Annotated in this window: 20 protein-coding genes; 10 read left to right on the top strand and 10 right to left on the bottom strand. The window is 65.3% G+C overall.

The window, feature by feature from the left end; all coding sequences use genetic code 11:
• Positions 1 to 18 precede the first annotated feature (18 nt).
• The 3 genes from WAB17_RS10960 to WAB17_RS10950 all read left to right on the top strand — a co-directional run bounded on the left by WAB17_RS10960 (position 19) and on the right by WAB17_RS10950 (position 4,071).
• Positions 19 to 1,770, top strand: a complete 1,752-nt coding sequence (locus tag WAB17_RS10960; protein WP_435417383.1) for an N-acyl-D-amino-acid deacylase family protein — start codon at positions 19 to 21, stop codon at positions 1,768 to 1,770.
• Entirely contained in the window at positions 1,767 to 2,777 is a 1,011-nt protein-coding gene (locus WAB17_RS10955; RefSeq protein ID WP_435417382.1) for a zinc-dependent alcohol dehydrogenase family protein, read from the top strand. The genes WAB17_RS10960 and WAB17_RS10955 overlap by 4 nt, the downstream gene beginning before the upstream one ends.
• A 151-nt stretch (positions 2,778 to 2,928) precedes the next feature.
• Positions 2,929 to 4,071 carry an MFS transporter gene (locus WAB17_RS10950; protein ID WP_435417381.1) on the top strand — a complete coding sequence of 381 codons (1,143 nt, stop codon included), beginning with the start codon at positions 2,929 to 2,931 and terminating at the stop codon, positions 4,069 to 4,071.
• Here WAB17_RS10950 and WAB17_RS10945 read toward each other — a convergent pair.
• From WAB17_RS10945 to WAB17_RS10915, 7 genes are all read right to left on the bottom strand, one after another.
• Positions 4,068 to 5,156, bottom strand: coding sequence for a DUF2855 family protein (locus WAB17_RS10945; RefSeq protein ID WP_435417380.1), 1,089 nt, complete (start codon positions 5,154 to 5,156; stop codon positions 4,068 to 4,070). The two genes, WAB17_RS10950 and WAB17_RS10945, sit on opposite strands and share 4 nt — an antisense overlap.
• A 68-nt stretch (positions 5,157 to 5,224) precedes the next feature.
• The gene (gene dnaN / locus WAB17_RS10940; protein ID WP_435417379.1) at positions 5,225 to 6,352 is read right to left on the bottom strand and encodes a DNA polymerase III subunit beta; all 1,128 of its coding nucleotides are present in this window, start codon (positions 6,350 to 6,352) and stop codon (positions 5,225 to 5,227) included.
• A 166-nt stretch (positions 6,353 to 6,518) separates the two neighbouring features.
• The gene (locus WAB17_RS10935) at positions 6,519 to 7,136 is read right to left on the bottom strand and encodes a GDSL-type esterase/lipase family protein (RefSeq protein WP_435417378.1); all 618 of its coding nucleotides are present in this window, start codon (positions 7,134 to 7,136) and stop codon (positions 6,519 to 6,521) included.
• Between the two features lie 10 nt (positions 7,137 to 7,146).
• On the bottom strand, positions 7,147 to 7,902 hold the full coding sequence (gene fabG / locus WAB17_RS10930) for a 3-oxoacyl-[acyl-carrier-protein] reductase (protein ID WP_435417377.1): 756 nt from the start codon (positions 7,900 to 7,902) through the stop codon (positions 7,147 to 7,149).
• Between the two features lie 42 nt (positions 7,903 to 7,944).
• Entirely contained in the window at positions 7,945 to 8,538 is a 594-nt protein-coding gene (locus WAB17_RS10925) for a hypothetical protein (RefSeq protein WP_435417376.1), read from the bottom strand.
• Positions 8,538 to 9,473, bottom strand: coding sequence for an ACP S-malonyltransferase (fabD, locus tag WAB17_RS10920; RefSeq protein WP_435417375.1), 936 nt, complete (start codon positions 9,471 to 9,473; stop codon positions 8,538 to 8,540). Before fabD ends, WAB17_RS10925 begins: the two co-directional genes overlap by 1 nt.
• Positions 9,474 to 9,500: 27 nt before the next feature.
• Positions 9,501 to 10,331 carry an LD-carboxypeptidase gene (locus tag WAB17_RS10915; RefSeq protein ID WP_435417374.1) on the bottom strand — a complete coding sequence of 277 codons (831 nt, stop codon included), beginning with the start codon at positions 10,329 to 10,331 and terminating at the stop codon, positions 9,501 to 9,503.
• A gap of 57 nt (positions 10,332 to 10,388) precedes the next feature.
• On the opposite strand from WAB17_RS10915, the gene WAB17_RS10910 reads away from it, so the two are divergent.
• Complete coding sequence (locus WAB17_RS10910; RefSeq protein ID WP_435417373.1) at positions 10,389 to 11,819, top strand: glutamate ligase domain-containing protein; 1,431 nt, start codon at positions 10,389 to 10,391, stop codon at positions 11,817 to 11,819.
• Here the strand turns inward: WAB17_RS10910 and WAB17_RS10905 are convergent.
• Together WAB17_RS10905 and WAB17_RS10900 are read right to left on the bottom strand one after the other, a co-directional pair.
• Entirely contained in the window at positions 11,816 to 12,454 is a 639-nt protein-coding gene (locus WAB17_RS10905; RefSeq protein WP_435417372.1) for a glutathione S-transferase family protein, read from the bottom strand. The genes WAB17_RS10910 and WAB17_RS10905 overlap by 4 nt on opposite strands.
• Before the next feature lies 1 nt (position 12,455).
• Positions 12,456 to 13,400: a DUF808 domain-containing protein gene (locus WAB17_RS10900; RefSeq protein WP_435417371.1), complete on the bottom strand. Its 945-nt coding sequence runs from the start codon at positions 13,398 to 13,400 to the stop codon at positions 12,456 to 12,458.
• Positions 13,401 to 13,613: 213 nt separating this feature from the next.
• Here WAB17_RS10900 and rpsF point away from each other — a divergent pair, with 213 nt between their 5' ends.
• The 3 genes from rpsF to rplI are packed head-to-tail and all read left to right on the top strand — an operon-like array spanning position 13,614 to position 14,816.
• A complete protein-coding gene (rpsF, locus tag WAB17_RS10895; RefSeq protein ID WP_435417370.1) occupies positions 13,614 to 13,973 on the top strand; it encodes a 30S ribosomal protein S6 in 360 nt (119 codons plus the stop codon).
• A complete protein-coding gene (gene rpsR, locus WAB17_RS10890; RefSeq protein ID WP_234090518.1) occupies positions 13,973 to 14,197 on the top strand; it encodes a 30S ribosomal protein S18 in 225 nt (74 codons plus the stop codon). The genes rpsF and rpsR overlap by 1 nt, the downstream gene beginning before the upstream one ends.
• A gap of 10 nt (positions 14,198 to 14,207) precedes the next feature.
• The gene (gene rplI, locus WAB17_RS10885) at positions 14,208 to 14,816 is read left to right on the top strand and encodes a 50S ribosomal protein L9 (protein WP_435417369.1); all 609 of its coding nucleotides are present in this window, start codon (positions 14,208 to 14,210) and stop codon (positions 14,814 to 14,816) included.
• Positions 14,817 to 14,890: 74 nt separating this feature from the next.
• Here rplI and WAB17_RS10880 read toward each other — a convergent pair whose 3' ends face one another.
• Entirely contained in the window at positions 14,891 to 16,408 is a 1,518-nt protein-coding gene (locus WAB17_RS10880; RefSeq protein WP_435417368.1) for a serine hydrolase domain-containing protein, read from the bottom strand.
• A gap of 60 nt (positions 16,409 to 16,468) precedes the next feature.
• Between WAB17_RS10880 and WAB17_RS10875 the strand changes: the two genes are divergently transcribed.
• From WAB17_RS10875 to WAB17_RS10865, 3 genes are all read left to right on the top strand, one after another.
• Positions 16,469 to 17,908 (top strand): AMP nucleosidase, encoded by a 1,440-nt coding sequence (locus WAB17_RS10875; RefSeq protein WP_435417367.1) that lies wholly within the window; start codon positions 16,469 to 16,471, stop codon positions 17,906 to 17,908.
• 32 nt (positions 17,909 to 17,940) lie between these two features.
• A complete protein-coding gene (locus WAB17_RS10870; RefSeq protein WP_435417366.1) occupies positions 17,941 to 18,816 on the top strand; it encodes a hypothetical protein in 876 nt (291 codons plus the stop codon).
• Positions 18,817 to 18,893: 77 nt separating this feature from the next.
• Entirely contained in the window at positions 18,894 to 19,661 is a 768-nt protein-coding gene (locus WAB17_RS10865) for an SDR family NAD(P)-dependent oxidoreductase (RefSeq protein WP_435417365.1), read from the top strand.

The raw sequence follows: 19,661 nt of genomic DNA, 5'->3' as shown, positions 1-19,661 counted from the left end.
ATGGGAGAGGAGAGAACCATGGCACAATACGATCTCGTCATTCGCGGCGGAACAATCGTCGACGGCACCGGCGCGGCGCGATTTATCGGCGATGTCGCGATTCTGGACGGGCTCATCGCCAAGGTCGGTGAAGTCACCGGCAGCGGCGCCGAGGAAATTGACGCCAGCGGCAAGATCGTCACCCCCGGCTTCGTCGACGTCCACACCCATTACGACGGGCAGGCGACCTGGGACCAAGAGATGGCCCCGTCCAGCTGGCACGGCGTTACCACCGTGGTGATGGGGAACTGCGGCGTCGGCTTTGCGCCTGCCGCGCCCGACAAGCATGAATGGCTGATCGGCCTGATGGAAGGCGTCGAGGACATTCCCGGCACCGCGCTTGCCGAAGGGCTAAAGTGGAACTGGGAAACCTTCCCCGAATATCTCGACGCGCTGGAGGAACTGCCGCGCACGGTCGATGTCGGCACTCATGTGCCCCACGGCGCGGTCCGCGCCTACGTGCTGGGTGACCGCGAGCGGCCGGGCGCGATCCCGACCGAGGACGATATCGCCAGGATGGCGGCGATCGTCGAGGAAGGCGTCCGCGCAGGCGCGCTCGGCTTCTCGACCAGCCGCACCGTGCTGCACCGCGATATCGACGGTGAGGTCGTCCCCGGCACCACTGCCACGGCGGAAGAACTGGTCGAAATCGGCCGCGCCATGGGCCGAGTCGGCCACGGCGTGTTCGAAATGGCCAGCGACATGATGCGCGAATGGGACGAATTCGGCTGGATGGGCCAGATGAGCCGCGAGACCGGCCTGCCCGTCACCTTCGCCGCGCTCCAGTCCATCGCGAAAGAACTGCCGCTGGAGGAACAGATTTCCTCGATGCGGGCAGAGAACGACAATGGTGCGAACATCGTCGCCCAGATTGCGCTGCGCGGCAACGGCATCGTCATGGCCTGGCAGGGCACCGTCCACCCGTTCCGCCTCAAGCCGAGCTGGAAGGAAGTCGAAGGGCTGCCGTGGGAGGAACAGCGGGCAAAACTGCTCGATCCCGAATTCAAGGCGCGGATGCTGGCCGAGCAGCACGATTTTTCCGAGGTCAACCAGGACATCATCGGCCTCATCATGGTAGTGTGCGGCGGCTGGAACATGCAGTTCGAGATGGACCCGGAATTCAACTACGAACCGACCGCGGCGGAAAGCATCCTCGAACGGGCAAAGGCCGCGGGCGTCTCGGGCGACGAATACGCCTATGACCTGCTGTGCCGCGATAACGGCAAGGGCTTCATCTACCTGCCGATCCTCAACTATGCCGACGGCAATCTCGACTTCCTGATGGACCTGCAGCAGTCGGACGACACGGTGAACTCGCTCAGCGATGGCGGCGCGCATTGCGGCACCATCTGCGACGCGGCCTCGCCCACCTTCATGCTGCAGCACTGGGTGCGCGACCGCGCGCGCGGGACCATCACGCTGGAGAATGCGATCAAGCGCCAATGCAACGACACCGCGCGGCTCTACGGCCTGGAGGATCGCGGCGTACTCGCGCCGGGCTATCTGGCTGACCTCAACGTGATCGACATGGACCGGCTCAAGCTGGGCAAGCCATGGCTGGCGTTCGACCTTCCGGCGGGCGGCAAGCGTCTGCTGCAAAAGGCCGATGGCTATGTTTGCACCATCAAGAACGGCGTGGTCACTTTCCGCGAAGGCCAATGGACCGGAGAAGCCCCTGGCAGCCTGATCCGCGGTCCGCAACGGGTCGAGATGCTGGAGGCAGCCGAATGAAGGCGATCCGTACCGGCGGCCAGCCGTCCACCCTCGATACGCTCGAATATGTCGACATCGCTGAGGCCCCCGCCCCCGGACCGGGCGAGATCAGCGTGCGGGTGCGGGCCAGCTCGCTCAACTACCACGACTTCGCCGTGGTCGCCGGGATGATCCCCGCGGCAGCGGGACGCATCCCGATGTCCGATGGCGCGGGTGAAGTCACCGCCGTGGGCGAAGGTGTGACCGACTATGCCGTGGGCGACCTTGTCGTCTCGACCTTTTTCCCCGACTGGCTCGACGGCACCCCGCCGGCCACCGCCTTCACCCGAGTGCCGGGTGACGGGATTGACGGCTACGCCCGTGAAAGCATCACGGCACCCACACACTGGTTCACCCGCGTGCCCAAAGGGTACAATGCGGCGCAGGCGGCAACGCTGACTTGCGCCGGCCTCACCGCATGGCGGGCGCTGTTTGTCGACAACGCGATCAAGCCCGGCGACACCGTGCTGGTGCAAGGCAGCGGCGGGGTTTCGATCTTCGCGCTGCAATTCGCTAAGATGGCGGGCGCGCAGGTCATCGCCACGAGCTCGAGCGGCGAGAAGCTGGAGCGATTGAAGGCGCTCGGCGCGGACCACTTGATCAACTACAAGGAAGTCGAGGCTTGGGGTGCTGCGGTGCTGGGCATCACCGGCGGCAAGGGTGTCGATTGCGTGGTCGAAATCGGCGGCGCGGGCACGCTCGACCAGTCGATGATCGCCACCCGCGTCGGTGGGCATGTCGCGCTGATCGGCGTGCTGGCGGGCTTTGCCGGGCCGGTCCAGACCGCGCTGCTGATGGCCAAGAACCTGCGCGTCCAGGGCCTTACCGTGGGCAGCCGCAAGCAGCAGCTCGACATGATCGCGGCGATCGAGGCCAATGGAATCGTGCCCGAAATCTCGGACCACTTCGCGCTGGCCGACCTCGCCGATGCCTTCCGCCACCAGGCGGCGAACAGGCACTTCGGCAAGATCTGCGTGGATATCTAGGTATCGCGCTCCCGCTTGCGCGGGACGCGCAACCGTGCTTCATTGTCAGGATGTGCACCAATAAACTTCGGGGCTGATCCGCCCGTTCATCGTTGAACGCGCCGCGCTGTTGCGCGCGCATTTCTGCACATCCAGAATTCGGATCCCTCGTATGACTTGGTTCTCCAACAAGGCGCTCAACCGCGTCTATCTTCACAGTGCCATCCAGACCTTCGCCGAAACCAGCGGCGGCGCATTCTTGCTCGTCTTTCTGCTGAAGGCAGGGGTCCCCCTGCCATATGTCCTTTGCTCCTTGGCGGCAGTGAACTTCGGCCGTTATCTGCTGAGACCCCTTGTCCTGCCGCTGGCACGCAGAATCGGCCTTCGCAATACCTTGGTTTGTGGAACCTTGCTGGATTCGGGCAGCTATTGGCTGGTGCCATGCGTCGATGATCTGGATTGGTTGCTGTACGTCTGGATCGTGGTCGGGGCAGTCGGCAGCGTTACCTACTGGACCAGCTACCACGCCTATGTGGCAAGCACCGGAAACAACGAAGCAAGAGGATCGCAAGCCAGCGTAATCGAGGCACTGGCCGGACTGGTGAGTGTGATCGCGCCGGCCATGATGACACTTCTGCTGGTCTTCTCGGGACCCAAACTTGCCTTCATGACAGTGGCTCTGGTCCAGATGGCAGCGGCATTGCCTCTGGTCGGTCTTCCCGCCCGCCCGATCGAGGATGCCAAGCCGGAACCGCGCATCTTGCGCGAAGGGACACTCTTCTTTTTTGTCGATGGCTGGGCAGTTGCGCTCGGATACTACCTCTGGTCGATTGCCTTGTTCGTGACCTTGGGCGAAGAGTTTTCGACTTATGGCGGCACCATGGTCCTTGCAGGCATCGCCGGGGCTGCCGTGAGCCTTTGCGTAGGGCGCATGATAGATATCGGCCACGGAGGCAGAGTGGCGGTCCTCGCATATGGCGCCGCAACCTTGGTCGTGCTCGGCAAGACGCTTGCAGTCGGTACACCCTGGATGGCGATGACCATGACGGCGGTCGCCGCCATGGTGGCCGCGGTGCAAGTACCGGTGGTTATGGCGCGGCTGTACAATCTCGCCCAGGACTCAGGATGCACATTGCGGTTCAACATGGCGACTGAGGGCGGCTGGGACCTAGGGTCGGTCACGGCGAGCCTTTTCGCCGCCGCATTGATCGCCGCAGGATTCTCGGCTCAGTCGGTCATCTGGCTAGCCGCCCCTGCGCTGCTGGCGACGGGATGGATGCTGCGACGAAGCTACGACCGCGATGCTGGAATCTAAGGCTCGATAACGATCCCCACCGCCGGGTCGGCCTTGCCCGCCAGCGTGGCGAGGTAGGCATCCCGCGCGGCCTCCAGCCCCTTGCGGCGGTCGATGGTGATCGCGCCATCGACCGCGCCGAGGAACTGGCCCCAGCTCGCGCCGATCGCCGCGCCCGCGCCTTGCGGACCTAGTTCCTTGAACAGCGCCTGCGCATGGTCGGGGGCGAAGAACAGCGTCGGCTTGGCACCCGGCAGGCCGGGATCGTCCATCCCGCCGCGCTCGCCAACATGGGTTACGCCGACCATGCACGAGTATTTCAGCGCGTCCGCGAAGTGGTGGTGCAGGTTGGCCAGCACCTTCGCATTCCCGGCGAAATCGACCGACACCGTAGGCACCACCTCCAGCGACCCGATATCGTCATAGGCCAGCACCGCGTCGTAGAGCCCCGTGCTTTCGACAAAGCCGACATTTCCCGCAGAAGTCAGCCCGATCCGCTTCACCTGCGGCGAGTTCTGCTTCGCCACGGCGGCGAGGGCCATCGCGGTCTTGGACGAGGCGCTGGTCAGCACCACTTGCCCGGCCCCGAACCAGCTTTCCTTGCGCATCAGGTATTCGATCAGGAAGCCTGTCTTGAACAGCGGGCCGAAGATCATCCGCTCGCCCTCGCGCGCAGGGTCATGCTCCGGATCGGCGGCGAGGCGGGCGTACTGGTTGTAGATCGGGGCCATCGGCTGGCGATAATCCGTCGCGTCGATGAAGCTGCCCTTGGAGACATTGCCCGGAATCACGTCGAGCGTATCGGCCATCGGCAGGTAGCCATAAACGCGCTCGCCCACGGCAATATCGGGACAATTGCTCTCCACCACCCGAGCATGCCCCCACATCGGGACGATGCCCATGCCGTCCGCGCCCTCTCCCTTGGGGGGGAAGAAGTTCCAGTACCCGAACATGTCGCCGATCACTGCATAGGTGACGTTGTTGGCGGTGACCGAAAAGCTCTCGATTGCGAGCCGGACCGCGCCTTCGGCCAGTGGCGTATTGGCCACATCGACGATCTGCGTGGTGGTCAGCTCGTCTTTCCTGACGCGAACTTGGCTGGTCATGCGGTCTCCTCTCGAATTGAGAGAAGCCTAGCCAAACCAGCTCGCACTGGCGAGCGCTGATTCCGCCGTCAGACTCGCATCGGCATCAGCACATAGAGCGCCGGCGAATTCTCATCCTTGCGGATCAGCGTCGGCGCGCCGGCATCGGCCAGGTGCAGTTCGACCGTGTCGCTCTCGATCTGGCTGAGGATGTCCTTGAGGTAACCCGCGTTGAAGCCGATCTCGAAGCCGTCGCTGCTGTATTCGGCGGCGAGTTCCTCGGTCGCGGTGCCGTTGTCGGGCGAGGTGACAGAGAGCGTCACCTTGTCGGCATCGAGCCCCATCTTGACCGCGCGGGTCTTCTCCGTGGCGATGGTCGCGACGCGGTCCACGCCCGAGAAAAACGCCTTGGGATCGACCCGCAGCAGCTTGTCGTTGCCGGTCGGGATGACGCGGCTGTAATCGGGGAAGGTTCCGTCGATCAGCTTGGAGGTCAGCACCGTGCCGCCCTCCCCGCCCAAGGTGAAGCGGATCTTGCTGGCCGACAGGTCAACCTGGACATTGCCGTCCATCGCCTCTTCCAGCAGCTTGCGCAGCTCGGCCACGGCTTTCCGGGGCACGATTACGTCGGGCATGCCATCGGCCCCGTCGGGGCGGGCAATGGTGTAGCGGGCGAGGCGGTGACCGTCGGTCGCCGCCGCCTTGAGCACCGGCGTATCCTCGTCCGAAACGTGCAGGAAGATGCCGTTGAGGTAGTAGCGGGTTTCTTCGGTGCTGATGGCGAAGCGGGTGCGGTCAATCAGTTCGGCCAGCACCTTGGCGGGCACTTCGAAGCTGGTCGGCAAATCGCCCTCGACGATGACGGGGAAATCGTCCTTGGGCAGCGTCGGCAGCTGGAAGCGGCTGCGGCCGGCCTTCACCGTCATGCGGTTGTCGGCGACTTCTAGGCTGACCTGGCTGCCATCGGGCAGCTTGCGGGCGATATCGAACAGCAGGTGAGCCGAAACCGTGGTCGAACCGGGGCTTTCCACGCTCGCCGCCGGCATGGTTTCGACAACCTGCAGGTCCAGGTCGGTCGCCATGACCTTGACCGCGCCGCCGGCGCTCGCCTCGATCAGGATGTTCGACAGGATCGGGATGGTGTTGCGCCGTTCGACGACCGACTGCACGTGGGACAGGCAACGGATCAGCGTCGCGCGTTCGATGGTGGCCTTCATCGGTCCTTCTCTCGTTTCTGGTGCGCCCAGAGATGCGAATTCCCCACCGGAATCGCCCCGGGCGCCGGGAAATATGCCCTCAAACCCTAGCGCACCTGCGAACCCTCGCAAGGAGGAAGGCCCAAGGGGCGGGATTCCTTGGGGATAAGTAGCGCAAGCGGCGCCGCTATCGGAAAACTCGGGTCGCTTCGCTGCGTTTGGTGACAGCTTGGGCATATCGTGCCACGGCAGCTGCGATCTTCGCTCCTCCCGCCACGGATGGCTCGATCGGGTTGGCGTAGTCGGCCGATTTAGTACAGACCAGGCGCAGGTCGATCAAATCCAGCCCAAATTGGTGAAGGTGCCGTGTGATGGCATCGTTGAAGACCCCTAGGGCCGTAGTGATCGCGGGCCCCATATTGGCATCGTAAATCGTGCAGAAGGCGGTCGGCAGCCCGACATTGTAGGCGGCATTGACGGCTGCCATGTGATGCGGTGCGAATTCTGCCTTGGCGGCAGCCAGCATTGCCATGGCCGCTGCCACTGTGTGGACGTTCTGTTCAAGCATTGCGGCATAGTGCAGGATGTCATTGCCACCCGTCGAAACCACCAAATGGGTGGCATCGACCGGCAGCTTTTCAAATTGCCCGACGACCTGGCTGCTGATGCTGCCGTCGACTGCCAGAAGGGTAACCTTGTCGCCCGAGTCGAGTGTGCCGCGCAATTGCTGCGCCACGTCTGGCCCGCCTTCGACATAGGCTGCATTGTCGAAGATCGAATCTCCACAAAGGACGACGTGGCGCATTACGTTTCCCCTAGGCGCTCACCATCGCCATGCCGCCGTTCACATGCAGCGTCTGGCCGGTGACGTAACCCGCCTCGCGGCTCGCGAGATAGGCGACGGCGGCCCCGATATCCTCGCCCTCGCCCATGCGCGCCATCGGGATGCGGGCGTTGATCGCGCCCTTCTGGTCGTCGGTCAGCTGGTCGGTCATCGCGGTGCGGATGAAGCCGGGGGCGACGCAATTGACGGTAATGCCGCGGCTGGCGAGCTCCTGCGCCAGCGCTTTCGACATGCCGGTCAGGCCCGCCTTGGCAGCGACATAGTTCATCTGGCCCGGATTGCCCGTGGCGCCGACGACGCTGGTGATCGAGATCATGCGGCCGAACCGTGCCTTCATCATCGGCCGGGCAGCGGCGCGCATCAGGCGGAACGAGCTTTCGAGGTTGATCTTCATCACCTCGTCCCATTCCTCGTCCTTCATCCGCATGGCGAGATTGTCGCGCGTGATGCCGGCGTTGTTGACGAGGATGTCGATCCTGCCGAGCGTATCCACCGTGGCGGGCACCAGTTCCTCGACCTGCGTGGTGTCGGAAAGGTTGCAGGTGATCTCGACATGGTCATGCCCGAACTCGCTGTTGAGCTCGTCGCGAAAGGCACGCAACTTGGCCGGGTTGGAACCCGACAACGCCAGCCGCGCTCCCTGCCGCGCGAGCGAGCGCGCGATGGAGGACCCGATCCCCCCGCTGGCGCCGGTGACAAGGGCAGTCATTCCCTCAAGACTGAACATGGCTATTCCTCGCTGTGATGTGTCCCGGACATCCGGTCATGCCTATTCTCCTGCGCCAGCCGCGGCGAAGGCTGCGCCTGCGTCGTCCGACACCATGCGGGCCGCGATATATCCGCCCAGCAGTTCGGCTTCCTCGCCATTGGCACCCACAGCAGGCGAGGCCAGCACGGCATCGAGGAAGGCGAGTTCCACCCTGGTCGGCTGGCGGGTTGGCTCGCCGGTCATCTCCCCGAAGGAGGTTTCCCGCATGATGCGATACAGCCTGTCGCGGTCGGCCGCAGGCACGTCTTCACGGATGCGGCGGTCGAGTTCGACGATCTTCGGGTTGCGGAGACCCTGCGCTTCCATCATCAGGCCGGCAAACTTGTAGAGGAACGCCTGATCGCCCTGCTGCTCGTTCCAGCCCTGCTGCTCGGTACAGGCATTGATCCGCATCGCCAGCGGGACGACCAGTTCGAGCGACTGGGCCTCGAAGCTTTCCGCCATAACGTCGGCCGAGGCGAGGAAGCCGTCGATCACGACCTGCTCTTCGGCGGTATAGTCGCGATCCATGCAGGCGATGCCGTCGTTGGCCTGCGCCGCTGCGGGGGTCGAAAACGCCAGCACGAATGCGGCAAAAGTGGGCAAACGCTTCATCAAAGTTCCTTCGCCAGCGCTTCGAGGTCTTCCATGGTAACCGCGCTGGTTACGGCCACCCCCTGTTCGATCCGACCCACCATCGGACCAAGTACCTTGCCGCCGAGCTCGACGAAATGCTCCACGCCCGCCGCGCGCATCGCGGACACGCTCTCGCGCCAGCGGACGCGGCCGGTCACCTGCTGGACCAGCAGGGCCCGCTCTTCCTCGGCATCGGTGACCTGCGCGGCGGTGACATTGGCATAGACCGGCAGGATAAAACTCTGCGGCGGGGTCGATTCCAGCGCTTCGGCCATGGCATCGGCGGCTGGCTGCATCAGCGAGCAGTGGAACGGGGCCGAGACCGGCAGCAGGACGCCGCGCTTGATCTCGAAATCCTTTACCATGGCGACGGCGCGTTCGATCGCGCTGCGCTGGCCGGAGATCACGACCTGCGTCGGGTCGTTGTCGTTGGCAACCTCGCAGACTTCGCCTTCGGCGGCTGCGGCGGCAAGCGCGGTGGCTTTCTCGATATCGGCCCCCAGCAGCGCCGCCATCGCGCCTTCGCCCACCGGCACGGCGGCCTGCATCGCCTGCCCGCGCAGCTTGAGCAGCCGCGCCGTGTCGGCCAGCGAGAACGCCTCGACCGCACAGAGCGCGGTGTACTCGCCCAGCGAGTGCCCTGCGACGCAGGCGGCTTTCTCTGCCAGCTTCACGCCGAATTCCCGCTCCAGCACCCGCAGCGTGGCGATGGCATTGGCCATGATCGCCGGCTGGGCGTTCTCGGTCAGCGTCAGGTCCGCTTCCGGCCCCTCGCGCATGATGTCGCTCAGCGTCTGGCTGAGCGCCTCGTCGACTTCCTCGAACACCTCGCGCGCGGCGGCGCTGGCGGCGGCAAGTTCCGCCCCCATGCCCACCTTCTGGCTGCCCTGCCCGGGAAAGATAAATGCGCGCATTGGTAATCTCCTGTCTTGGAGAGCCGGTTACGAGGCGCGGGGCGGACTCGCAACCCCGAAGGGCACCACATGGTTGTCGCCGGTATGGCCGATCCGCGCGCGGCCAAGGTAGGGTATCCCCGCCCGGTCGCACCAGAACCTGGCGATTTCCTCCGCCGTCTGGCCGAATTCGCGGTCGTTCTCCGGCACGTCGGTCACCGCGCCGAGCCGCAAGCCGGCAATCCGGGGCAAGGTGTTGGCGAGGCTGAAGAACAGCCGGTCGACCGAGTAGAGATGCTCGCTCACTTCCTCGACCATCACGACATGGCCGGAGAGGTCCGGCAGCAGCGGGGTGCGGACCATCATCGCCAGGGTGATGAGGTTGAAGGCGACCGTCGGCGTCTTGCCGTCGATCGAGGGTTCGACCCCGCTGGCATCGCCCGAAAACCAGTTGAGCACCCGGCGCAGCGCGCCCTTCCCCGTCTCGCTGCGGGCGCTGACCGGCATGGAGCCATGCACCGCCTGCCCGATGCCCGAACGATAGAGCGCGGCGAGCAGGTAGCCCATGTCGGAAAAGCCGACATAGGTCTTCTCGCGCGCGGCATCGTTCATCCGGGCAATCGCCGCTTCGGCGATGCGCCCAGAGCCATAGCCGCCCTTGGCGAACCAGACGGCGTCGTAATCCGGGTGGTTGGCGCATTCAACCAGCGCCGAAAGACGGGTCAGGTCGTTGCCCGCGAAATGCCCTTCGCTGACGAAGCACTGGTCGTGAAACCATAGTTCGTGCTGCGGACATTCGGCCGCCACCAGCGCCTGCGCGGCGTCGGCCTGTTCGCGGGTAATGGCAGTCGCTGGGGCGCAGATGGCGATACGGGTCATGGATAAGGGTCTAGCATTCGCTTCACAAAGTGCGAGTCCCCGCTTAACCGCATCCCCATGAGTGAACTGCCCGATCCGACCGCCGACCTGACAGCACGCCCGTGGTTCTTCTGCGGCATCGGCGGGTCCGGGATGCAGCCGCTGGCGGCGATACTGAAAGGGCGCGGGGCGGAAGTCGCCGGGTCCGACCGCAGCCGCGACCAGGGCCGCACGCCGGAGAAATTCGCCGCGCTGGAGCGGCAGGGCTTCCTTCTGTTTCCGCAGGACGGCAGCGGCATTACCCGTCCCGAACAGGTGCTGGTAGCCAGCGCCGCGATCGAGGACACCGTGCCCGAGATTGCCCGTGCGAAGGAACTGGGCCTGCCGCGCCTGACCCGCGCCGATCTCAACGCGGCGCTGTTCAATGCGGCGGAAACGGGCGTCGCAATCGCCGGGACCAGCGGCAAGTCGACCGTCACCGGGATGCTGGGATGGATCCTCCACCATGCAGAGCGCGCACCGACGATCATGAACGGCGCGGTGATGAAGAACTTCGTCTCGCCCGATCGCCCCTTCGCCAGCTCGGTGGTGGGCAGCAGCGACCTCTACGTTTCCGAAGTCGACGAGAGCGATGGCTCCATCGCCCTCTACCGGCCCGCTGTCGGGGTGCTGCTCAACGTCAGCCTCGACCACAAGAGCATGGACGAATTGCGGGTGCTGTTCGGCGATTATGTCGCCGCATCGCAGACCGCGGTGATCAATGCCGACGATGACGAGGCGCTGGCACTGGTAGGGCGGGCGCAGCACGCGATCACTTTCGCCATCGACGACAAGGGCGCGACCATCTCCGTCGTCCCCGGCAGCCGCGCCGACGGGCCCACCAGGCAGGCAGCGACAGTCATCGACCGCAGCGACCGCAGCGAGCATCCGCTGGTGCTGGACGTGCCGGGCCGACACAATCTTTCCAACGCCCTCGCCGCCATTGCCGGGGCCAAGGCAGCCGGCGTTCCGGTGGCAGAGGCGGTGGCCGCGCTGGCGGGCTATCGCGGGCTGGCACGACGGTTCGATATCGTCGGGACCAGCCCGTCGGGCATCACGGTGATCGACGATTTCGGCCATAACCCCGAAAAATGCGCCGCGACCCTGCGGACGTTGAAGGCACACCCGGGCCGTGTGCTCGCCTTCTTCCAGCCGCACGGCTACGGCCCCTTGCGGCAGATGGGGGCGGAACTGGCGGAGACCTTCGCGCATGAACTCGGCCCCGACGACCTGACATTGCTGTGCGACCCGGTCTATTTCGGCGGCACGGTCGACCGTCGCGAAGGCAGCGAGCGAATTGTCGATCTCATTGCCAAAGCCGGCGGAAAAGCGCTCCACATCAACACCCGCCAGGGATGCGGCGACTTCCTTGTCGCCAATGCGCGGCCGGGGGACCGGATCGTAGTCATGGGCGCGCGGGATGATACGCTGAGCGAGTTTGCGGCTTCGATCCTGGCGCGGCTCGGCTAGATCGCCCGCGGCCCCGCCTTTTCGCGTTCGACCGCCCGGCGATAACCATCGCGCGTCTTGAGCCGCGAGCGATATTCCTTCAGCCTCTCCGGCACGCCCTCGTCCAGCCCGACCCGCTCGGCCAGGATCAGAGCATAACCGACGCAGATGTCGGCCACGGTGAAGCGGTCGGCACAGAGGTATTTGCGACCTTCCAGCCGCTGCTCGACCTTGACCAGCCGTTTCCAGAACCACTTAGCATAAGCCTCGCCTGCCTCGGCCCAGCCCTTGTCCTTCTCGAACAGGGCGAAGCGCATGTAGACCGTCTGCGGGAAGGTGATCGTCGCATCGGCGTGATAGGTGAAGTCGAGGTATGCCGCATAGTCGCGCTCGCCGGGCGCAATAGCCAAATCGGTCGTGCCGTCCTTCGTCGCGAGATAATGCGCGATGGCGCAGCTCTCGGTCATTTTGGTTTCGCCATCGACCAGCAGCGGCACCGTACCGAGAGGATTGACCTCGAGATACTCAGGCGCGGCAAAGCGCGGCGGGAACGGCAGCAGCTTGAGATCAAGCCGGATCCCCGCCTCCTCCGCCGCCCAGGTGCAGCGCAGCCCGCGCGATCCGGCGCAGGTGTAGAGCGTCGGACGCGCCGACACCTCAGTGCGCCCCGATCTTGAACACCTTATGCACCACGAAAGCGATGATCGCGCCCAGCACCAGCCCGAGCACGGCGGAAAGGCCCGCGTAGGTCAGCCAGCCGAACACCCCGCCGAGCGCGCCGGTCGCGTTCTTCACGGCATATTCCGCCCCGTGGAACAGGTCGTAGATGGCATGGAAGCCGACCTCGTGCGTGCCATGGACGATGATGCCGCCCCCGACCCACAGCATCGCCAGCGTGCCGACGACCGAAAGGAATACCAGCAGCCGGGGCATGGCATGGAGCAGCGCCTTTCCCAGAGATTGCGAGGCCCTGTCCTTCCGTTCTGCCAGGTGAAGCCCGACATCGTCCATCTTCACGATCAGCGCCACCGCGCCATAGACGATCACGGTGATGGCGATCCCGACCGCTGCCAGCGCCACGGCGCGCAGCCAGAAACTGTCGCTCATGGCGGCGACCTCGTTGAGCGAGATCGCCATAATCTCGGCCGACAGGATGAGGTCGGTGCGGATCGCGCCATTGGTGCGGTCCTTTTCGAACTGCTCGAGATCCTCGATCGGATCCTCCAGCGTCTTGCCGTGCTTTTCCGCGCCGAGCTTTTCCATCACCTTTTCCGCGCCTTCGTAACAGAGAAAGGCGCCGCCCAGCATGAGCAGGTAGATGATGGCCTGCGGCAACAACCAGCTGAGCAGCAGTGCCCCGGGAAGCAGGAACAGCAGCTTGTTCTTGAGGCTGCCCTTGGCGATGTTCCAGATGATCGGCAGTTCGCGCGCAGGGGAAAGCCCGGTGACATAGCCCGGCGTCACTGCCGCATCGTCGATCACGACGCCCGCCGCCTTGGACCCGGCCTTGCCGACCGCGACGCCGACATCGTCGATGCTGGCGGCAGCCATGCGGGCGATGACCGAGATATCGTCGAGCAGGGCGGTAAGGCCACCGGGCATGGGCAACTCCTTGGTATGTGCGCTTGACGCCGCCTTGCGATGAAGCACCCCGGCTGGCAAGCCCCGAGGCACGCCTCTTCGCGCTTGCAATATGCGCCAATGCCGCTATGTGCGCCGCTTCCGCGTCCCGAGGGCCCGGAAAAGAAGAAAGCCGGAGGGGCCCCGCAATGGTGCGGATCAGCCAGCGATCGGCAGGAAGTGAAAGGACGCGAGATGGCTCTGTACGAGCATATCTTTCTCGCGCGTCAGGATCTGAGCCAGGCTCAGGTCGACGCGCTGGCTGCGCAAGCAACCGAAATCGTCGAGGCCGGCAAGGGCAAGGTCACCAAGACCGAAACCTGGGGCCTCAAGAACCTGGCCTACAAGATCGACCGCAACCGCAAGGCTCACTACGTGCTGCTCAACATCGAGGCACCCGGTGACGTCGTCGCGGAGCTCGAGCGCCAGACCCGCATCAACGAAGACATCATCCGCTACCTGACCATCCGCGTCGACGAACACGAAGCCGGCCCGAGCGTGATGATGCGCAAGAACGACCGCGATCGTAAGCGTCGCGAGCGGGGAGAAGACTAATGGCCCGTCCGTTTTTCCGCCGTCGCAAGACCTGCCCGTTCTCGGCCAAGAATGCGCCGAAGATCGACTACAAGGACGTCCGCCTGCTGCAGGGCTTCATGTCCGAGCGTGGCAAGATCGTCCCCAGCCGCATCACCGCCGTCAGCGCGAAGAAGCAGCGTGAACTCGCCCAGGCGATCAAGCGCGCCCGCCAGATCGGCCTGCTGCCGTACATCGTGAAGTAGGAGAGAGACCATGGATATCATTCTCCTCGAACGTATCGGCAATCTCGGCAACATCGGTGACGTCGTCACCGTGAAGGACGGCTACGCCCGCAACTTCCTGCTGCCGCAGAAGAAGGCGCTGCGCGCCAACGAAGCCAACAAGAAGGTCTTCGAAGCGAACCGCGACCGTCTCGAAAAGGACAACGCCGAGCGCCGTTCGGAAGCCGAGAAGCACGGCGAAAAGGTTGCCGGCGCCGAAGTGGTGCTGATCCGCGCGTCGTCCAACGCCGGCCAGCTCTACGGTTCGGTCAGCGTCCGCGATATCGTCCAGGGCCTGGCAGACAAGGGCCACCAGGTCGACAAGCGCATGGTCGTGATGGGTAGCCCCATCAAGACCATCGGCATGCACGATGTCACCATCGCGCTGCACCCGGAAGTCCACGTCACGGTCAAGGCGAACGTCGCCCGTTCCGATGACGAGGCCGAGCTGCAGAGCCAAGGCGTCGATGTGCTGGCGCAGATGTTCGCCGACGAACAGCGCGAGATCGAGGAAGCCGCTGCGGCGACCGCGATCCCGGCGATGCTCGAACCGGGCGAAATCCCCGCCGAGCTGCTGGAAGGCGGCGACGACGAAGCCTGAGCTTCGCTGCCACTCGCAAGACACGGATGAAGGGCGCGGCCGCAAGGTTCGCGCCCTTTGTCTGTCCGGCGCGGTCACGGCTTGCGCGCGAAGTCCAGCACCTGCAACTCGATGGTCACCGTCGGCGCGCGCTGGATGCGGCCCCGCACCGCGCCCTTCTCGCAAGACCATTCGAACGTGCCTTCCATCGCCGAAATCGGCGCGATGGCGGCCCCCGTGTCGCACGGCCCGACCTCCTGCTTGAGCGCGGCGATGTCCGCCTTGCGATCCGCGATGTCGCGGTCGAGCGCGACATTGACGGCAAGCGGCGCCGCAAGGGGATCGCCGCTGTCCCACGCCTTGACTGCCAGCGCATAGGCCTCGGCAAGCCCGGCCGCGACGGGCAGCGCCCGGTCCGGCGCTGCGCCCGCATCGCGCAGCATGTGGAGCGCCTTACGAACGCCCGCAGCATTGCTGAAGTATGTCCGGGCGTTGAAACTGAACATCCCCACCCCTGCCTCGGGCAGAAGCTGCATGGTCGAGCCGTAGCCCGGATAGCCGCCGTTGTGCTGGACGATCCGGCCGAGCTGGCAGTCGTCGTAGACCACCAGCCCCATGCCATAGCCGACGCCGACGCGGCAGGGCGGCCCAAGATCCGCGGGCCGCTCGATACCTTCGCGCGGGGTAACCCACTTGACCATCTCGCGCACCGAAGCGCGCCGCAAGGGTCCCGTGTCGGGCGCATTCGACGGCGGCCACGCAGACAGGAGGAAGATCATCCACTTCGCATAGTCGTTGGCGGTGGTCTCGACCCCGCCCATCGCTCCGAAGGCCCCGTCCGCCATGTCCGGCTCGCGGCGGTAGGCGCCCTTCTCCCACCGATAGCCGATCGCACGGCTTTCCGGCGGACTCGCCAGCACATCGTAGCCGGTGCTGGTCATCCCCAGCGGCAGCATGATCTCCTGACGGATGTAATCCTGGTACCGCCGCCCGGAGACATTGGTAACGATCCGCCCCAGCAGGGCGTAGCCGTAATTGGAATATTCATACGCCGTCCCGGGCGTGGTCGCGAAGTCCATCCCGCCGGCGATCAACTGCGTGAAGGCGTCTTCGGACAGGACCTGCTGCCGGTCGCCCCAAGGGTTGTCCTCGACGAAACCGCCGGTGTGGCGCAGCAGGTCTCCGATCGTGATTGCCGGCGCATCCGGCGTCGCCTGTCGCCACTGGCGCATCTGCGGCACGTATTTCGCTGCCGGGTCCTCGAGCGACAACCAGCCCTCGTCCCGCAGTTTCAGGATGGCTGCGGCAGTAAAGGCCTTGGACATGGACGCAATGCGAAACCGCGTGTCCGCATCGACCGGCTCGATCCCGGCCGTGCCCACATCGCGGTCTCCCATGGCTGCGAACACCACCAGCTTTCCGTCCCTTACGATGCCGTAAACCAACGCCGGGACATGGGCCTCGGTCAGCGTCCTTTCGAACAGCTCCTCGATCTTCGGGGCAGTTTGCGCCAAGGCATCGTCGGCACCCGCATCGCCCTGCGCGAGTGCCGGCACCGCAAGAGCCCAGCCGAGGATCGCAGCGGCAACCCCGGAAAATCGCGCTGGCCGCATCGGCATCCTCCCATTCGTGCGCTGCCTTGAATTGTCACGGAATGGCGGTAATGGCTGGTCATGCCAACCATTTCCGACATCATCGAACAGCTTCACGCCATCTACAACCGGGCGACCGCGACCCTGCGGGCCGATATCCTCGCCTTCGCGGCCGAAGGAACCCTGCCGACACCGGGCCGGCGCACCGACGGCACCTATGCCTATCCCGAGCTACGCATCCACTTCAAAGGTGACGGCAACCCGACCGACCGCAGCCGCGCCTTCGGGCGGCTGGAACAGGCGGGGACCTATGCTGCCACCATTACCCGGCCGGCGCTTTTCGCGGACTATCTGGCCGAGCAGCTCGAACTGATCGCCTCCGATTATGATGTGGAGATGGACGTCGGCCCCTCGCGCCAGGAAATCGCCTTCCCCTATGTGCTCGACGGAGACGCCGGGGCATTGATGGCCGGCATCTCGCCGCAGACCATCGCTAAGTATTTTCCCTCGACCGACCTTGCCCTGATCGGCGACGAACTGGCCGACGGGCACGAGCTGGGCGAATTCGGCGCGCCCATGCCGCTCTCGCTGTTCGACGGACTACGCACCGACTATTCGCTCGCGCGGCTGGCGCACTACACCGGCACGCGGACCGAGGATTTCCAGCACTATATCCTGTTTACGAACTACCATCGCTATGTCGATGAATTCGTTGACTGGGCCGCGCGCCAGATAGGCAGCGAGGGCTACACCGGGCTGACGGGTGCGGGCGGGCTCGACATCCGCGCCACGACCGATACCGCACGCAACCAGCTCTCCGACACCGCCTGGCGCAAGCACCAGATGCCGGCCTATCACCTGATGCGGGATGACAAGAGCGGGATCACGCTGGTGAACATCGGTGTCGGCCCCTCCAACGCCAAGACCATCTGCGACCACCTCGCCGTGCTGCGCCCGCACAGCTGGCTGATGATCGGCCACTGCGGCGGGCTGCGCTCCAGCCAGAAGATCGGCGATTTCGTCCTCGCCCATGCTTACCTGCGCGACGACCATGTGCTCGACGCGGTGCTGCCGCCAGAGATCCCGATCCCGCCGATCGCCGAAGTGCAGCAGGCGCTGGCGGGCGCGGCCGAGCATGTCTCGGGCGAACAGGGCTCCAACCTCAAGCAACGGATGCGCACCGGTACTGTCGTCACCACCGACGATCGCAACTGGGAACTGCTCTACAGCTCCAGCGCCAAGCGCTTCTCGCAAAGCCGCGCCATCGCCATCGAGATGGAAAGCGCCACCATCGCCGCCCAGGGCTATCGCTTCCGCGTTCCCTACGGCACGCTGCTGTGCGTCAGCGACAAGCCTCTTCACGGCGAGATCAAGCTGCCGGGGCAGGCCAACCAGTTCTACGAGGAAGCCATCGCCGCCCACCTGCAGATGGGCATCGAAGCCTGCAAGCGCCTGCGCGCCGAAGGCGACCGCCTGCACAGCCGCAAACTGCGCGCTTTCAACGAGCCGCCGTTTAGGTAATATCTTTCAAAGTCTTGAGGGGGGAAATTCGAATGGTCTTGAGTCGCGCGTTCGCTATCGGGGCCTCGTGCCTTGCCCTGTCCGCTGCTACAGTCCAAGCCGCGCCGGTCGCCGGTGCGCCGGCGGAAACAGTAGCCCCCGCTGTTCCCGGAAACGAGAAAGCGACGCTGACGACGCCCGACGGCCGCCAGCTCGACGTTTTCATAACCCTGCCCGCCTCGCCGCGCGGGGTGATCGTCTTCTCCCACGGCGGCGGCAGTTCGCCCCAGGCGACGCAGCTCCTCTACGCCCATCTCGCGCAGCAGGGCTTCGCCGTGCTGGCGCCGCTTCATACCGACTCTCTCAAGATGCCGGAGGAACGCCGCACGAGCCTGCAGGCAGCCCTCGGCACGCGCGCGGGCGACATGCGCACGGTCGGCGGCTATGTCGCCCAGCGCTTTCCCGGCCTGCCGCTCGGGCTCGTCGGCTACAGCTATGGTTCGCTCGCCGCCATCATGGGGGCGGGCGCGCTGTCGCCGGTCATCCCGGGCGAGATCGAAGGCGTCGACGCGGTGGTCATGTTCTCCTCGCCCGGTCCCATTCCCGGGCTGATGGACATGCCGACAGCGTTTACCGGCGTCACCGAACCCACGCTGCTGATCACCGGGACTGCGGATACCGTGCCCGGATTCGTGCCCGACCCCGCGCTACACCTGGTCTATCTCGACCGCCTGCCGGAAGGGGACCACACGGCCTTCGTCGTCAAGGATGCCACGCACGGCTTCATCGGCGGCGCGGAGGCCGGAATGGACGAGGTCGCGCCGCTGGCGATGGACTTCCTCCTCAGCCGGATGCTTGGCGACGAAGCGGCGGGCAAGCGCTTCGACGGGGCGAAGTCGAGCGAGCGGGTGGACGTGCGACGGCGCTAGCCCTTCACTCACCCGCTACCCTGCGGGATGACACGGCGCGCGCATCCGGCTAGCTTCCTTCGCGGGGAGGAGACCACATGACCACACCCAACCGCGCCCGTTCCATCGCCGGACGGGTCGCCATCGTCACCGGGGCTGCGAGCGGCATGGGGCGAGCAACTGCGGAGCTCTTTGCCGCCGAGGGAGCCAAGGTGGCGGTGACCGATCTCGACCTTGCAGCCTGCGAGGCGGTGGCGGCGGAATGCGGCGCGGGCGCCCGTGCCTATGCGCTCGACGTGGCGGACAAGGATGCGATCGTACGGGTGGTGGCACAGATCGCAGCGGACTTCGGCGGGATCGATATCCTCGTCAACAATGCCGGGGTGTCGAGCTTCTGCGCCCTCGACGACGATGCCTATGACGAGACCTTTGCCCGCGCCCTCGCTGTCATGCTGACTGCGCACCAGCGCATGGTCCGCGCCGCCCTGCCCCACCTGCGCCGCAGCGACGCGCCAAGGATCGTCAATATCGCCAGCACAGAAGGCCTCGGCGCAACGCCCGGCGACACGCCCTATGTCGCGGCCAAAACCGGCGTGACGGGCCTGACGCGCGGCCTCGCGGTCGATCTCGGCCCCGAAGGCATTACCTGCAACTGCATCTGCCCCGGCCCGATACTTACCGCGATGACCGACAAGGTGCCCGACGAACACAAGACTATCTTCGCCAAGCGCCGCACCGCCCTCAAACGCTACGGCGACCCGGAGGAAGTGGCGCATATGACGCTGTCACTGGTGCTCCCGGCGGCCAGCTATATCACCGGCGCGGTGATCCCCGTCGATGGCGGACTGATGGCGCGGAATGCCTAG

The sequence above is a fragment of the Parerythrobacter aurantius genome, assembly GCF_045291475.1.
In the GTDB taxonomy this organism is placed as follows: Bacteria; Pseudomonadota; Alphaproteobacteria; order Sphingomonadales; family Sphingomonadaceae; genus Parerythrobacter; species Parerythrobacter aurantius.
Note: the sequence above shows the minus strand (reverse complement) of the source record. Positions and strands in the feature narration are given on the sequence as shown.